Annotated in this window: 13 protein-coding genes; 11 read left to right on the plus strand and 2 right to left on the minus strand. The window is 58.1% G+C overall.

The window, feature by feature from the left end; all coding sequences use genetic code 11:
• Positions 1-45 precede the first annotated feature (45 nt).
• Positions 46-1,266, plus strand: a complete 1,221-nt coding sequence (fabB, locus tag OHJ17_RS07410) for a beta-ketoacyl-ACP synthase I (RefSeq protein ID WP_002913291.1) — start codon at positions 46-48, stop codon at positions 1,264-1,266.
• Positions 1,267-1,475: 209 nt separating this feature from the next.
• Positions 1,476-2,651 (plus strand): MFS transporter, encoded by a 1,176-nt coding sequence (locus OHJ17_RS07415; RefSeq protein ID WP_004149211.1) that lies wholly within the window; start codon positions 1,476-1,478, stop codon positions 2,649-2,651.
• Between the two features lie 86 nt (positions 2,652-2,737).
• Here the strand turns inward: OHJ17_RS07415 and flk are convergent, their stop codons facing one another.
• Complete coding sequence (flk, locus tag OHJ17_RS07420; protein ID WP_022615607.1) at positions 2,738-3,715, minus strand: flagella biosynthesis regulator Flk; 978 nt, start codon at positions 3,713-3,715, stop codon at positions 2,738-2,740.
• A 110-nt stretch (positions 3,716-3,825) separates the two neighbouring features.
• Between flk and pdxB the strand changes: the two genes are divergently transcribed.
• From pdxB to purF, 9 genes are all read left to right on the plus strand, one after another.
• Complete coding sequence (gene pdxB, locus OHJ17_RS07425) at positions 3,826-4,962, plus strand: 4-phosphoerythronate dehydrogenase PdxB (RefSeq protein WP_032433350.1); 1,137 nt, start codon at positions 3,826-3,828, stop codon at positions 4,960-4,962.
• 63 nt (positions 4,963-5,025) lie between these two features.
• Positions 5,026-6,039 carry an aspartate-semialdehyde dehydrogenase gene (locus OHJ17_RS07430; protein ID WP_002913227.1) on the plus strand — a complete coding sequence of 338 codons (1,014 nt, stop codon included), beginning with the start codon at positions 5,026-5,028 and terminating at the stop codon, positions 6,037-6,039.
• Positions 6,039-6,851, plus strand: coding sequence for a tRNA pseudouridine(38-40) synthase TruA (gene truA / locus OHJ17_RS07435; protein ID WP_002913226.1), 813 nt, complete (start codon positions 6,039-6,041; stop codon positions 6,849-6,851). Before OHJ17_RS07430 ends, truA begins: the two co-directional genes overlap by 1 nt.
• A gap of 26 nt (positions 6,852-6,877) precedes the next feature.
• Positions 6,878-7,537 carry a DedA family protein gene (locus tag OHJ17_RS07440; RefSeq protein ID WP_002913221.1) on the plus strand — a complete coding sequence of 220 codons (660 nt, stop codon included), beginning with the start codon at positions 6,878-6,880 and terminating at the stop codon, positions 7,535-7,537.
• A 185-nt stretch (positions 7,538-7,722) separates the two neighbouring features.
• The gene (accD, locus tag OHJ17_RS07445; protein ID WP_002913220.1) at positions 7,723-8,643 is read left to right on the plus strand and encodes an acetyl-CoA carboxylase, carboxyltransferase subunit beta; all 921 of its coding nucleotides are present in this window, start codon (positions 7,723-7,725) and stop codon (positions 8,641-8,643) included.
• A 75-nt stretch (positions 8,644-8,718) separates the two neighbouring features.
• Entirely contained in the window at positions 8,719-9,987 is a 1,269-nt protein-coding gene (folC, locus tag OHJ17_RS07450) for a bifunctional tetrahydrofolate synthase/dihydrofolate synthase (protein ID WP_004890581.1), read from the plus strand.
• Entirely contained in the window at positions 9,977-10,666 is a 690-nt protein-coding gene (gene dedD / locus OHJ17_RS07455) for a cell division protein DedD (RefSeq protein ID WP_004140953.1), read from the plus strand. The genes folC and dedD overlap by 11 nt, the downstream gene beginning before the upstream one ends.
• A gap of 216 nt (positions 10,667-10,882) precedes the next feature.
• Complete coding sequence (gene cvpA / locus OHJ17_RS07460) at positions 10,883-11,371, plus strand: colicin V production protein (RefSeq protein WP_002913214.1); 489 nt, start codon at positions 10,883-10,885, stop codon at positions 11,369-11,371.
• Between the two features lie 33 nt (positions 11,372-11,404).
• Positions 11,405-12,922: an amidophosphoribosyltransferase gene (gene purF / locus OHJ17_RS07465; protein ID WP_002913213.1), complete on the plus strand. Its 1,518-nt coding sequence runs from the start codon at positions 11,405-11,407 to the stop codon at positions 12,920-12,922.
• Between the two features lie 41 nt (positions 12,923-12,963).
• Here purF and OHJ17_RS07470 read toward each other — a convergent pair whose 3' ends face one another.
• Positions 12,964-14,391: a sigma-54 interaction domain-containing protein gene (locus OHJ17_RS07470; RefSeq protein ID WP_023287872.1), complete on the minus strand. Its 1,428-nt coding sequence runs from the start codon at positions 14,389-14,391 to the stop codon at positions 12,964-12,966.
• Positions 14,392-14,578 lie beyond the last annotated feature (187 nt).

The raw sequence follows: 14,578 nt of genomic DNA on the forward strand, positions 1-14,578 counted from the left end.
TGTGCGACACGAAACTTAAAATAGTGCGACTTACAGAGGTATTTAATGAAACGTGCAGTGATTACTGGCTTGGGCATCGTTTCCAGCATCGGTAATAACCAGCAGGAAGTCCTGGCATCTCTGCGTGAAGGACGTTCAGGGATCACTTTCTCTCAGGAGCTTAAAGATTCAGGGATGCGCAGCCACGTATGGGGCAACGTCAAACTGGATACCACTGGCCTCATTGACCGCAAAGTAGTGCGCTTTATGAGCGACGCCTCCATCTATGCTTACCTGTCCATGGAACAGGCTGTTGCCGACGCAGGTCTGGCGCCTGAAGCATATCAGAATAACCCGCGTGTCGGCCTGATCGCAGGCTCCGGCGGCGGTTCCCCGAAATTCCAGGTCTTCGGCGCCGATGCCATGCGTAGCCCGCGTGGTCTGAAAGCCGTGGGCCCGTATGTGGTCACCAAAGCGATGGCTTCCGGCGTTTCCGCCTGCCTCGCTACGCCGTTCAAAATTCACGGCGTTAACTACTCCATCAGCTCGGCCTGCGCCACTTCCGCCCACTGTATTGGTAACGCGGTAGAGCAGATCCAGCTGGGCAAACAGGACATCGTCTTTGCCGGCGGCGGCGAAGAGCTGTGCTGGGAAATGGCCTGCGAATTCGACGCCATGGGCGCGCTGTCCACTAAATACAATGACACCCCGGAAAAAGCGTCCCGTACCTATGATGCTAACCGTGACGGCTTCGTTATCGCCGGCGGCGGCGGTATGGTCGTGGTGGAAGAGCTGGAACACGCCCTGGCGCGTGGCGCGCACATCTATGCCGAAATCGTCGGCTATGGCGCGACCTCCGATGGCGCGGACATGGTCGCCCCGTCTGGTGAAGGCGCAGTGCGCTGCATGCAGATGGCGATGCATGGCGTTGATACGCCGATCGACTATCTGAACTCCCACGGTACCTCCACTCCGGTCGGCGACGTGAAAGAGCTGGGCGCCATCCGCGAAGTATTCGGCGACAACAGCCCGGCTATTTCGGCAACTAAAGCGATGACCGGCCACTCGCTGGGCGCGGCGGGCGTACAGGAAGCCATTTACTCCCTGCTGATGCTGGAGCACGGCTTTATCGCGCCGAGCATCAACGTTGAAGAGCTGGACGAGCAGGCTGCTGGCCTGAACATCGTCACCAAACCGACGGACGCTAAGCTGACCACCGTAATGTCCAACAGCTTCGGCTTCGGCGGCACCAACGCCACGCTGGTGATGCGTAAATACAACGCCTAATCAGCATGTGATGCGCAAAGGGGAGCCACCGGCTCCCCTTTTTTGTCATCTTGACAGGGTAAGAGCCCGCAGGCACACTGCTCGCAGATCCATTAGTCTCTCCACTAATGCGTAAGCGTTTAACGTCAACCAACGCGCCTTAACCCTGATAATCAGGTGGAGGGGGCGTGTCGTTTTGCTCGCCTTACTCTGCGAATCTGGAGTAATGCATGTCCGCAGTTACTGAAACAACATCCAATTCTTCGGCGAATTTTTCGCTTTTCCGTATTACGTTTGCCGTCTTTTTGACCTATATGACCGTTGGTTTGCCGCTGCCGGTGATCCCGCTCTTTGTCCATCAGGAGCTGGGGTTTGGCAACACCGTGGTTGGCGTGGCGGTAGGGATCCAGTTCCTCGCCACCGTTCTGACCCGGGGGTACGCCGGGCGCCTGGCAGACCAGTACGGCGCCAAACGTTCCGTCCTGCAGGGGATGCTGGCCTGCGCCCTGGCGGGCGCGGCATGGCTGGCCGCTGCGCTGCTGCCGCTGCCGGTGCTCGCCAGGCTCGGCCTGCTGCTGCTGGGCCGCTTGATCCTCGGGTTTGGCGAAAGCCAGCTGCTGACCGGAAACCTGAGCTGGGGGATGGGCCTGGTGGGACCGGCCCGTTCCGGCAAAGTGATGTCATGGAACGGCATGGCGATGTACGGCTCGCTGGCGGTGGGCGCCCCGCTGGGATTATTGATCTATAGCCATTTTGGCGTGGCGGTGCTGGCCTGTGTCACCATGGGACTACCGCTCGTCGCCTGGCTTATTAACGGTACCGTGCGCAAAGTGGCGGCCCACGGAGGCGAGCGGCCTTCACTCTGGAGCGTCATCGGCATGATCTGGCGGCCGGGCATTGGCCTGGGCCTGCAGGGTGTCGGCTTTGCGGTGATCGGCACCTTCGTCTCCCTCTATTTCGCCAGCCATAGCTGGCCAATGGCCGGCTTTACCCTGACGGCGTTTGGTGGCGCCTTTGTGCTGATGCGAGTGCTGTTCGGCTGGATGCCGGATCGGTTTGGCGGCGTTAAGGTGGCGATGGTCTCGCTGCTGATAGAGGCGGTTGGTCTGACGCTGCTGGGACTGGCGCCGAATGCCTGGCTGGCGCTGGCCGGTGCAGCGCTGACCGGGTGCGGCTGTTCGCTTATTTTCCCCTCACTTGGCGTGGAAGTAGTGAAGCGCGTCCCGGCGCAGGTGCGCGGCACCGCGCTCGGCGGCTATGCGGCCTTTCAGGACATCTCCTATGGCCTGACCGGGCCGCTGACCGGCCTGCTGGCGACCTCGCTGGGCTACTCGTCGGTGTTCCTTGCCGGCGCCCTCTGTGCGGCGCTGGGGATCCTCGTCACCCTTATCTCATTTCGCCGCTAGGTTATTGTCCGGTCTGAAATCGCTGTAGGAAACACCGCGGCGTTTGGCATGAAAGGGGGCCGCAAACGCCGCCGGTGGCTGCAGGGCTACAACAGGAGCCACAGCACAAGGAGCAGGACAACCGCGCCCAGCGCCAGCTGCCACGGCTTAGCGCTCCACGTCCGCCTGGCGACAGGCTCCTCCTGCGGGATGGCCAGCGTCTCCTGGGCGCGGGCCACCCGCAGCACAAACACCTTGTTCAGCAGCGCCAGGATCTGCGCCGGGCTCAGCGTGGTCCGCGGCGTGACCTGCCAGCTGCGACGGGCGAAGTCGACAATTGTCTGCCACTCCGCGGCCTCCAGCGGCTGCTTGAGCGCTCCCTGCAGCGAGGTGAGCGTCGGCGCGCTTTGCGCACTCAGCGTTTGCCGCGCCTGCAGCCAGTACGAAAGCGGCAGGAAGTGCGTCGCCGGGATCAGCTCCCCGGACTTGACGCCGCAAAGCTCCAGCATGGATTGCCAAATCAGCTTGCTTGGTTCGCCGGTGGCGGCCGCCAGCTTAGTCACCAGCTGATTGAGCGTATTATGCTCGGCTGGCAACAGCGGGCGCAGGGTCGGCGGGCGCTGCTGCGGCTGCGGGATCGACAGCTGGCCATGCTGCAGCAGATGCAGAATGGTCTCCAGCTGCGTCTGGCTAAGGGCATGCAGCGCCGTTTGCCCATAATGCTGACGAATATAATCGCTCACCGCCTGGCGGTTATTGCCCTGACCGAGCAGATCGCTGAGCTGCGCTAAGGTCTGGCGATGATGATGATTATCCTGAGCGGCGGCTAAGCGCTGGTTGAGACTGGCCTCCGCGGCGCTGAAATGGCAGGCCAGCAGGGGCGAGTCGCCTTTCAGTCCGAGGTCATGTTTGACGCAGGCCCACACTTCCGCGTTCTGCTGCGAGGTCAGCGCCACCAGGCGCGTGATCAGTCGCTCCAGAACGGTGCGTTGCTGCATGGAAAGCGAAGGTTCGCCGGTGGCGGCAGTGCCTGATGGGCCTCGCCCTGGAGGACGGTCTGGCATATCAGCAAGGGGGTGCGTCATGATTCATCCTTTCGATATCGCGGTGCTGGAACCAGGTGATGAGTATGCCTGGCGGCCAGATTATGGCACACTTCCCCAGTTAACTCTCGTTCTCAGACAGGTACTGAACTGTGAAAATCCTCGTTGATGAAAATATGCCCTATGCCCGTGAGCTTTTTAGCCGTTTAGGCGACGTGCAGGCGATCCCAGGCCGTCCGGTCCCGGCCGATGCCCTGACCGATGCGGATGCCCTAATGGTGCGCTCGGTCACCCGGGTCAATGAAGCATTGCTCGCCGGCAAGGCCATTAAGTTCGTCGGCACCGCTACCGCCGGCACCGATCACGTCGATCAGGCGTGGCTGCAGCAGGCGGGGATTGGTTTCTCTGCGGCGCCCGGCTGTAACGCCATTGCGGTGGTAGAGTACGTCTTTTCATCGCTGCTGATGCTGGCTGAACGCGACGGCTTTGCGCTGCGCGATCGCACCGTCGGGATCGTCGGCGTCGGTAACGTTGGCGGGCGACTGCAAAAGCGCCTGGAAGCGTTGGGGATCAAAACTCTGCTCTGCGACCCACCGCGCGCCGATCGCGGCGACGAAGGTGACTTCCGCTCCCTCGAGGCGCTGGTCCAGGAAGCCGATGTCATCACCTTCCATACGCCGCTGTATAAAGAAGGGCAATATAAAACCCTGCATCTGGCGGATGAGGCGCTGATAAGCCGCCTGAAGCCTGGAACGATTTTGATCAACGCCTGCCGCGGGCCGGTGGTCGATAACGCCGCACTGCTAAAGCGGCTGGAAGCTGGTCAGCCGCTGAGTGTGGTATTGGACGTCTGGGAGCCGGAGCCGGATCTAAACGTTGAGCTTCTCAAGCGAGTGGATATCGGTACCGCGCATATCGCCGGCTACACCCTCGAAGGGAAAGCGCGCGGGACGACGCAGGTTTTTGAAGCCTACAGCGCCTTTATCGGCCATCCGCAGCAGGTAGCGCTGGACACTCTGCTGCCGGCGCCGGAATTTGGCCGCATTACCCTGCATGGACCGCTCGATCAGCCGACGCTGAAAAGACTGGTCCACTTGGTGTATGATGTGCGCCGCGATGATGCGCCGCTGCGGAGGGTGGCCGGCGTCGCCGGTGAATTCGACAAGCTGCGTAAAAATTATCAGGAACGTCGCGAATGGTCTTCGCTGTATGTGCAGTGCAGCGATGAGCAGGCGGCGACGCTGTTGCGCCAGCTCGGTTTTAACGCCGTGCATCATCCTGTTCGTTAATGTCTTCTTAATGCCCCTGCCGGATACTCCGGCGGGGCCGCTTTATTTCTGGAGTTAACCACCATGTCTGAAGGCTGGAATATTGCCGTACTGGGCGCAACGGGCGCCGTAGGCGAAGCCCTGCTCGAAACTCTTGCTGAACGCCAGTTCCCGGTAGGAGAGATTTTTGCTCTGGCGCGCAACGACAGCGCGGGCGAACATCTGCGTTTTGGTGGCAAGTCGGTGATCGTCAAAGACGCCGCCGAATTTGACTGGACCCAGGCCCAGCTGGCTTTCTTCGCCGCCGGCGTCGAAGCCAGTGCAGCGTATGTCGAAGAAGCGACCAACGCCGGGTGTCTGGTTATCGATCTCAGCGGCCTGTTTGCGCTGGAGCCGGACGTACCGCTGGTGGTGCCGGACGTGAACCCGTTCGTATTAGGCGATTACCGCAACCGCAACCTGATTGCGGTGCCTAATAGCCTGACCAGTCAGCTGTTGACGGCGCTCAAACCACTGATCGATCAGGGCGGGTTGTCGCGCATTAGCGTCACGAACCTGCTCTCCGCCTCGGGGCAGGGGAAAAAAGCGGTGGATGCGCTGGCGGGGCAGAGCGCTAAGCTGCTGAACGGCATCCCTATCGATGAAGACGATTTCTTTGGTCGCCAGCTGGCGTTCAACATGCTGCCGCTGCTGCCGGATCGTGAAGGTAGCGTGCGCGAAGAGCGCCGGATCGTCGATGAAGCGCGCAAAATTCTTCAGGATGACGGGCTGATGATCTCCGCCAGCGTCGTTCAGTCGCCGGTCTTCTACGGCCATGCGCAGATGGTGAGCTTCGAAGCGATGCGCCCGCTGGCGGCGGAGGAGGCGCGCGACGCTTTTACCCGCGGCGAGGATATCGAACTTTCTGAAGAGGGCGAATTCCCGACTCAGGTTGGTGATGCCTCAGGAAATGCCCGCCTCTCCATCGGCTGCGTGCATAACGATTACGGTATGCCGGAGCAGATCCAGTTCTGGTCGGTAGCGGATAACGTGCGCTTCGGCGGCGCGCTGATGGCGGTGAAGATCGCCGAGAAGCTGATTGAGGAGTACCTGTACTGATGTCTGAGATGGAGCAACAGCCGATCTGTAAAATCGCGCTGGGCATCGAGTACGACGGCAGCAAATATTACGGCTGGCAGCGGCAAAACGAAGTGCGCAGCGTGCAGGAGAAGCTGGAAAAGGCGCTCTCGCAGGTGGCGAACGAACCGATTACCGTCTTTTGCGCCGGCCGCACCGACGCCGGCGTCCATGGCACCGGCCAGGTGGTGCATTTCGAAACCCGGGCGCAGCGGAAAGATGCCGCCTGGACGCTGGGGGTAAATGCGAATTTACCTGGTGACATCGCGGTGCGTTGGGTCAAACATGTACCGGCGGATTTTCACGCCCGGTTCAGCGCCACGGCGCGCCGCTATCGCTACGTCATCTATAATCATCGCCTGCGTCCGGCGGTGTTAAGTCATGGCGTGACGCATTTTCACCAGCCGCTCGACGCCGAGCGTATGCAGCGCGCCGCGCAGTGTCTGCTGGGAGAGAATGACTTTACCTCGTTTCGCGCGGTACAGTGCCAGTCGCGTACCCCGTGGCGCAACGTGATGCATATTAACGTTACCCGCTACGGCGCGTATGTGGTGGTGGATATCAAAGCGAATGCCTTTGTACATCATATGGTCAGGAATATTGTAGGCAGCCTGATGGAGGTCGGGGCCGGAAACCAGCCGGAGAGCTGGATGGCAGAACTGCTGGCAGCAAAAGACAGGACGCTCGCTGCGGCAACGGCAAAAGCGGAAGGGTTGTATCTGGTGTCGGTGGATTACCCGGCCCACTATGATTTACCGGTGCTGCCAATGGGCCCGCTGTTTCTGGCGGACTAATAGGGTCATTAAGGGTAAAGACAAACATGGACTTGATTCACTTTTTAATTGATTTCATCCTGCATATTGATGTGCACCTTGCCGAACTGGTTGCCCAGTATGGCGTCTGGGTTTATGCCATTCTGTTTTTGATTCTGTTCTGCGAAACCGGGCTGGTGGTGACGCCATTCCTGCCGGGCGATTCCCTGCTGTTCGTCGCGGGCGCGCTCTCGGCCTTGCCAACCAACGATCTCAATGTCCACCTGATGGTACTGCTGATGGTCATCGCGGCCATCGTCGGCGATGCGGTCAACTACACCATTGGCCGGCTGTTCGGCGAAAAGCTGTTCAGCAATCCGAACTCAAAGATATTCCGTCGCAGCTATCTGGATAAAACCCACAGCTTTTACGAACGTCACGGCGGGAAAACCATTATCCTGGCGCGCTTTGTGCCGATAGTCCGAACCTTCGCGCCGTTTGTGGCGGGAATGGGGCATATGTCCTATCGTCATTTTGCAGCCTATAACGTGGTTGGGGCGCTGCTGTGGGTGCTGCTGTTCACCTATGCCGGCTATCTGTTTGGCGATTTGCCGGTGGTGCAGGAGAACCTGAAGCTGCTGATCGTGGCGATCATCGTGCTTTCCGTCCTGCCGGGCGTGATTGAGATTATTCGCCACAAGCGGGCGGCGGCGAAGCAGGCGAAGTAGTTTAGCCTGTGTTGCGCGTGGCGGTGCAGAGCGTCACGCGCAGCGGTTTGACCACTTTTTTATCCCATGTTCCGGGATGATATGATTTAATGTGCAACATTCATGGTCTGTAAGAGGCAAAAATGGCATTATGCGCCCCTTACGACAAAACTGGCATCGACCAGGTTCAGGCAGAAAGGTTATCAATGAGCTGGATTGAACGAATTAAAAGCAACATCACTCCCACCCGCAAGGCGAGCATTCCTGAGGGTGTATGGACCAAGTGCGACAGCTGCGGTCAGGTACTCTACCGCGCCGAGCTGGAGCGCAACCTGGAGGTTTGTCCTAAGTGCGATCACCATATGCGCATGTCGGCGCGTAATCGCCTGCATAGCCTGTTGGATGAAGGTTCTCTGGTAGAACTGGGTAGCGAACTTGAGCCAAAAGATGTGCTGAAGTTCCGCGATTCAAAAAAATACAAAGACCGCCTGGCGTCCGCTCAGAAAGAGACGGGCGAGAAAGACGCGCTGGTGGTGATGAAAGGTACGCTCTACGCGATGCCGGTGGTTGCCGCCGCCTTTGAATTCTCCTTTATGGGGGGATCGATGGGTTCCGTCGTCGGCGCACGCTTTGTACGCGCGGTGGAGCAGGCGCTGGAAGATAACTGCCCGCTGATCTGCTTCTCCGCCTCCGGTGGCGCCCGTATGCAGGAAGCGCTGATGTCGCTGATGCAGATGGCGAAAACCTCCGCGGCGCTGGCGAAAATGCAGGAGCGCGGACTGCCGTACATCTCCGTGCTGACCGACCCGACCATGGGCGGCGTATCGGCGAGCTTTGCGATGCTGGGCGATCTGAACATTGCCGAGCCGAAAGCGCTGATCGGCTTTGCCGGTCCTCGCGTTATCGAGCAGACCGTACGCGAGAAGCTGCCGCCGGGATTCCAGCGCAGTGAGTTTCTGATTGAAAAAGGGGCGATCGATATGATCGTTCGCCGTCCGGAAATGCGTCTCAAGCTGGCCAGCATTCTGGCGAAGCTGATGAACCTGCCGGCGCCGGTTGCCGTTTCGGAAGCGCCTCATGAAGGCGTGGTGGTGCCGCCGGCACCGGATCAGGAACCTGAGGCCTGATAAAGCAGAGGGCAGGGCCTGGCGGCGCTGCCCTTTTTTATTCATACGCGTTAACCGTCAATTCTTACGGGCATCATGGAAAAAGATCCTATTCCTCAGGCCACGTCGCCCCTGGCTACGTGGCTTTCTTATCTGGAACATCTGCACAGTAAAACCATCGACCTTGGGCTGGCGCGCGTCAGCGAGGTCGCCGGGCAGATGGATATCGCTAAACCGGCGCCGTTCGTTTTTACCGTCGCGGGCACCAATGGCAAAGGCACCACCTGCCGCACGCTGGAAACCATCCTGATGGCGGCCGGTTATAAAGTGGGGGTCTACAGCTCTCCGCATCTGGTGCGCTACACCGAACGCGTGCGCATTCAGGGGGCTGAACTGCCGGAGGCGGCGCATACGGCTTCGTTTGCTGAAATCGAAGCGGCGCGGGGTGACATCTCGCTGACCTATTTTGAATACGGCACGCTCTCGGCGCTGTGGCTGTTTAAGCAGGCGCAGCTGGATGTGGTGATCCTTGAGGTCGGGCTCGGCGGGCGTCTCGACGCCACCAACATCGTTGATGCCGACGTCGCGGTGGTCACCAGCATCGCCCTCGATCATACCGACTGGCTGGGCCCGGATCGCGAAAGTATCGGCCGGGAAAAAGCGGGCATCTTTCGCGCCGGTAAACCGGCGGTGGTGGGGGAGCCGGATATGCCGCTCACCATCGCGGAAGTGGCTAGCGAGAAGGGCGCGCTGCTCCAGCGCCGCGGCGTCGACTGGCGCTATGAGGTGGAGGGCGAAACGTGGTCCTTCCGCGATACGGCAGGGGCGTTAAGCCACCTGCCTCTGCCTCAGGTGCCGTTGCCGAATGCGGCGACGGCCGTGGCGGCGCTGCGCGCCAGCGGGCTTGCCGTGGATGACGCTATCCTGCGCGCAGGGATCCGCGATGCGATGCTCCCGGGACGCTTTCAGATAATCAGCGACGCCCCGCGAGTGATCCTCGATGTGGCGCACAACCCGCACGCGGCGGCCTATCTCGCCGGGCGTCTCAAAACGTTAGCGAAAACGGGACGCGTGCTGGCGGTTATTGGTATGCTGCATGATAAGGACATCGCCGGCACGTTGGCCAATCTGGCTCCGGAAGTCGATGCCTGGTACTGCGCGCCGCTGGAAGGCCCGCGCGGCGCGACGGCAGAGCAGCTGGTGGAACATTTGCGCTGCGGTACAGTCTATAGCAGCGTGGCGCAGGCGTGGCGTGCGGCCATGGCTGACGCTAAAGTGGAAGATACCGTGCTGGTGTGTGGTTCGTTTCACACCGTAGCGCAGGTTATGGAAGAGATAGACGCGGGGAGAATCGGTGGCGAGTAAGTTTCAGAACCGTTTAGTCGGGACAATCGTGCTGGTGGCGCTGGGGGTGATTATCCTGCCAGGGCTGCTGGACGGGCAGAAAAAGCATTACCAGGATGAGTTTGCCGCGATCCCGCTGGTACCGAAACCAGGCGATCGCGATGAACCGGATATGTTGCCGGCGGCAACCCAGGCGTTGCCTTCGCAACCGCCGGAAGGGGCGGCGGAAGAGGTGCGGGCGGGCGATGCCGCCGCGCCATCGTTAGATCCATCGCGTATTCCGGTGAACAGCAACAGCTTCGATGACGTTCAGGAGCCGGTGGTGGCCGCGAAACCGCAGCCCAAGCCGCAGCCGAAACCGCAGCCGCAACAGCAGGCCTCGACGCCAACGCCGCCGCCGGCTAAGCCACAGCAGCAACAGCCACCGCAGCAGCAGGCGGCCCTGCCGGCGCCGACCGGCAAAGCCTATGTGGTTCAGCTGGGCGCGTTGAAGAACGCCGATAAGGTGAATGAGATTGTCGGTAAACTGCGGGCCTCGGGTTTCAAAGTCTATACGTCGCCTTCGACGCCGGTACAGGGTAAAATTACCCGTATCCTCGTCGGCCCGGATGCGTCAAAAGACAAGCTGAAAGGCCAGCTGGGCGATCTGCAGCAGATCTCCGGGCTTAGCGGGGTGGTGATGGGCTTCACCCCGAACTGATTGTTTTTTCCGCCATGCGGAGAGAACGTGGCGGGGAGAAACGCCCCGCAAACCCTGTCTCAGCCGCCCTGAAGAGGCGAAAGGCAGTCTGGCGTTGAATGTTTTTTCAGCGCCATTTTTATTTCTGTAGGGCATGGAAATCCCTACGCAAACGTTTTCTTTTTCTGTTAGAATGCGCCCCGAACTGGACGACAGGGCGTAAATCGTGGGACGTATATGGTCTGGATTGATTACGCCATTATGGCGGTGCTGGGTCTTTCTTGCCTGGTCAGCCTGATCCGCGGCTTTGTTCGCGAAGCTTTATCGTTAGTCACGTGGGGTTGCGCGTTTTATGTCGCCAGCCATTACTACGCTGACCTGTCTGTCTGGTTTACGGGCTTTGAGGATGAACGGGTTCGAAATGGGATTGCTATTGCGGCGCTGTTTATCGTGACGCTCATCGTTGGCGCTATCGTGAACTATGTGATAGGCCAGCTGGTGGAGAAGACCGGTTTGTCAGGAACCGACAGGGTATTGGGGATCTGCTTCGGCGCGCTACGTGGGGTGCTGATCATCGCCGCTATCCTGTTCTTCCTGGACACCTTTACCGGGATGGCGAAGAGCGATGACTGGCATCAGTCGCAGTTTATTCCCTATTTTACCCCCGTCATCAGATGGTTTTTTGAATACCTGCAAAGCTCGTCAAGTTTCTTGCCTAAAGTATAGACTTTGGGTCGTTGCTGAACGAGGAAAAGACGTATGTGCGGTATTGTCGGTATCGCCGGTGTTATGCCGGTTAACCAGTCGATTTATGATGCGCTAACGGTGCTCCAGCACCGTGGACAGGATGCCGCTGGCATCATCACCATTGATGCCAACAACTGCTTCCGGTTGCGTAAGGCTAACGGGCTGGTAAGCGACGTATTCGAGGCCCGCCACATGCAGCGTATGCAGGGCAATATGGGTATTGGCCACGTGCGTTATCCTACGGCGGGCAGCTCCAGCGCCTCCGAGGCGCAGCCGTTTTACGTTAACTCGCCGTATGGCATCACATTGGCGCATAACGGCAACCTGACCAATGCGCACGAGCTGCGTAAAAAGCTGTTTGAAGAAAAACGCCGCCATATCAATACCACCTCTGATTCCGAAATCCTCCTCAATATTTTCGCCAGTGAGCTGGATAACTTCCGTCACTACCCGCTGGAAGCGGACAACATCTTCGCGGCGATTGCGGCGACCAACCGCCTGATCCGCGGCGCGTACGCGTGCGTGGCGATGATCATCGGGCATGGCATGGTGGCCTTCCGCGACCCTAACGGCATTCGTCCGCTGGTGCTGGGTAAACGTGACGTTGGCGACGGTCGCACCGAGTATATGGTGGCCTCGGAGAGCGTGGCCCTTGATACGCTTGGTTTTGAATTCCTGCGCGATGTCGCGCCGGGCGAAGCGGTCTATATTACCGAGAAGGGCCAGCTCTATACCCGTCAGTGTGCCGATAATCCGGTCAGCAACCCGTGCCTGTTCGAGTATGTCTATTTTGCCCGTCCGGACTCGTTTATTGACAAAATTTCCGTCTACAGCGCCCGCGTCAACATGGGGACTAAGCTGGGCGAAAAGATTGCCCGCGAGTGGGAAGATCTGGATATTGACGTCGTTATTCCGATCCCGGAGACCTCCTGCGACATCGCGCTGGAAATCGCCCGCATTCTCGACAAACCTTATCGTCAGGGCTTCGTGAAGAACCGCTACGTCGGCCGGACGTTTATCATGCCCGGTCAGCAGCTGCGTCGTAAATCTGTTCGCCGTAAGCTCAACGCCAACCGTGCGGAATTCCGCGATAAGAACGTGCTGCTGGTCGATGATTCCATTGTACGCGGCACCACCTCGGAGCAGATCATTGAGATGGCGCGTGAAGCAGGGGCGAAAAAAGTGTATCTCGCCTCCGCTGCGCCGGAAATTCGTTTCCCGAACGTGTACGGTATCGATATGCCGACCGCCAACGAACTGATCGCCCATGGCCGCGAAGTGGATGAGATCCGCCAGATCATTGGCGCCGACGGCCTGATTTTCCAGGATCTCAACGATCTGATCGACGCGGTGCGCGCGGAGAACCCGGATATTCAGCAGTTTGAATGCTCGGTGTTCAACGGCGTATATGTGACCCGGGATGTCGACCAGCAGTACCTCGACTATCTTGACTCCCTGCGTAACGATGATGCCAAAGCGGTCCAGCTGCAGAACGAAGTCGAAAACCTCGAGATGCACAACGAGGGGTAAATCATCTATAGCAGCCAGCGGCGTTCCGTCGCTGGCGTTGCTTAACGGTGTACGACACCAAAACGAATGCCGTATTTCTGTACCTTATAGTTCAGCGTCGTTCGGGAGACGTTGAGACTGCGCGCCGCTGCTGCAATATTTCCCTGGTAAGTATCCAGCGCGGTTTCTATTAGCCCCCTTTCATAGCTTGCTACCCGCGCCTCGAGAGAACTTTCGTTATCCGGTTCTGCTGCCGGGAGAGAGGAGTGCTGTGTTGGGTTTTCCGGGCCGCCTAAACTCAGTTCTTCATTTTCAAAAACGATCTTTTTCAGCATGCCATCTGTCTCCTGCATGATCATGCTGCGGACAATCGCGTTTTCAAGCATCCTGACATTGCCCGGCCAGGTATGGCTCAGTAGCGCAATGCGTGCCGCCTCGCTGAGACCATGGATATCTTGCGGAACTTCACTGCGATATTTATCAATGAAATAATTAGCCAACAGAGGAATATCTTCCGGGCGAGTGCGTAGTGGTGGCAGCATGAGCATTCCGACGTTAAGCCGGTAAAATAGGTCCGGGCGCAGTCGCTCTTGCTGGATTAATCGCGCGGGGGCCTCATTCATCGCGGCAATAATCCGCACATCGGAATGGATGGGTTGCTGACCGCCTAGCCTCCAGAATGTTTTATCTTGCAAGAAGCGAAGCAACTTACTTTGCATCTCGATTGGCATTGCGTTCAGTTCATCAAGGAAAAGTGTTCCCCCGTTCGCCAACTCCAGATAGCCCTGACTGTTCTCTGCGCCAGTGTAAGCGCCGCGCATGGTGCCAAAAAGCGTACTTTCCACCAGGGTTGGCGGCAGTGCTCCACAATTCAGGGCAATGAAAGGTTTGTTAGCGCGCTTACTGCATTGGTGGATAAGACGGGAAAAAAGCTCCTTGCCAGTACCCGTTTCGCCAACAATTGTCACGGGAATATTACTCACCGCCAGACGTTTAGCTTTTGCAATATTGGCAAGCATTCCCGCGTTTTCAGTAATGATTGCATGGTGCTTTTCATGGCCCTGAGCGTAAAGCAGATGGTTGAGCTCAACAACCTGTTCCTGTAATCGCCGGACGCCGGACATATTCCTGCCGATCTCGATGACACCGACCATATTGCCCTTGCTGGAGTAGAGCGGGGCGGTGGTATGCTGATAATCCACCGCCTGGCCCCGGGCATTGTAGTAAATCTGGTAATGGCCAATATACTCAACCCCGTCTTTTAGTGAAGAAAGCATCGTACTTTGGTTTTCTTTCATACTGGGGTAGACATCCAGCATATGTTTACCCATCGCTTGTTCAATACTGTACCCGTCCAGATCCGCGCTTTCCTGGTTGTAATACACGTATTCGCCTCGTTCATTAATCACGGCCAGCGGTTGATGTATCAGATCGAAAAAACGAGAGAACATTTTAAGTGCTGAAGCGAGCTCTTCATTGGTGGATGCCATAACGAAATCAAATCCTTTCTACCAGTTATATCCCTATTTTAAATGTGACAATTTTTCGTCGCTATGATGAATAACAAACCATTTGACGAAAAATATAAAAATATCGATTTTATAACTTATTGAATATTAAGGATAAATATTTGGCACGCTTGTTGCTATATCCATTATGAAACATGTGGTTTTTTGA

The sequence above is a fragment of the Klebsiella sp. KP20-425-1 genome, assembly GCF_025813515.1.
Classification (GTDB): domain Bacteria; phylum Pseudomonadota; class Gammaproteobacteria; order Enterobacterales; family Enterobacteriaceae; genus Klebsiella; species Klebsiella pneumoniae.

Coding starts and splice junctions, on each gene's coding strand:
- OHJ17_RS07440 (WP_002913221.1), top strand. CDS start 6,878: ATGGACTTGATTCACTTTTTAATTGATTTCATCCTGCATATTGATGTG.
- purF (WP_002913213.1), top strand. CDS start 11,405: ATGTGCGGTATTGTCGGTATCGCCGGTGTTATGCCGGTTAACCAGTCG.
- accD (WP_002913220.1), top strand. CDS start 7,723: ATGAGCTGGATTGAACGAATTAAAAGCAACATCACTCCCACCCGCAAG.
- OHJ17_RS07415 (WP_004149211.1), top strand. CDS start 1,476: ATGTCCGCAGTTACTGAAACAACATCCAATTCTTCGGCGAATTTTTCG.
- truA (WP_002913226.1), top strand. CDS start 6,039: ATGTCTGAGATGGAGCAACAGCCGATCTGTAAAATCGCGCTGGGCATC.
- OHJ17_RS07470 (WP_023287872.1), bottom strand. CDS start 14,391: ATGGCATCCACCAATGAAGAGCTCGCTTCAGCACTTAAAATGTTCTCT.
- folC (WP_004890581.1), top strand. CDS start 8,719: ATGGAAAAAGATCCTATTCCTCAGGCCACGTCGCCCCTGGCTACGTGG.
- cvpA (WP_002913214.1), top strand. CDS start 10,883: ATGGTCTGGATTGATTACGCCATTATGGCGGTGCTGGGTCTTTCTTGC.
- flk (WP_022615607.1), bottom strand. CDS start 3,715: ATGACGCACCCCCTTGCTGATATGCCAGACCGTCCTCCAGGGCGAGGC.
- OHJ17_RS07430 (WP_002913227.1), top strand. CDS start 5,026: ATGTCTGAAGGCTGGAATATTGCCGTACTGGGCGCAACGGGCGCCGTA.
- fabB (WP_002913291.1), top strand. CDS start 46: ATGAAACGTGCAGTGATTACTGGCTTGGGCATCGTTTCCAGCATCGGT.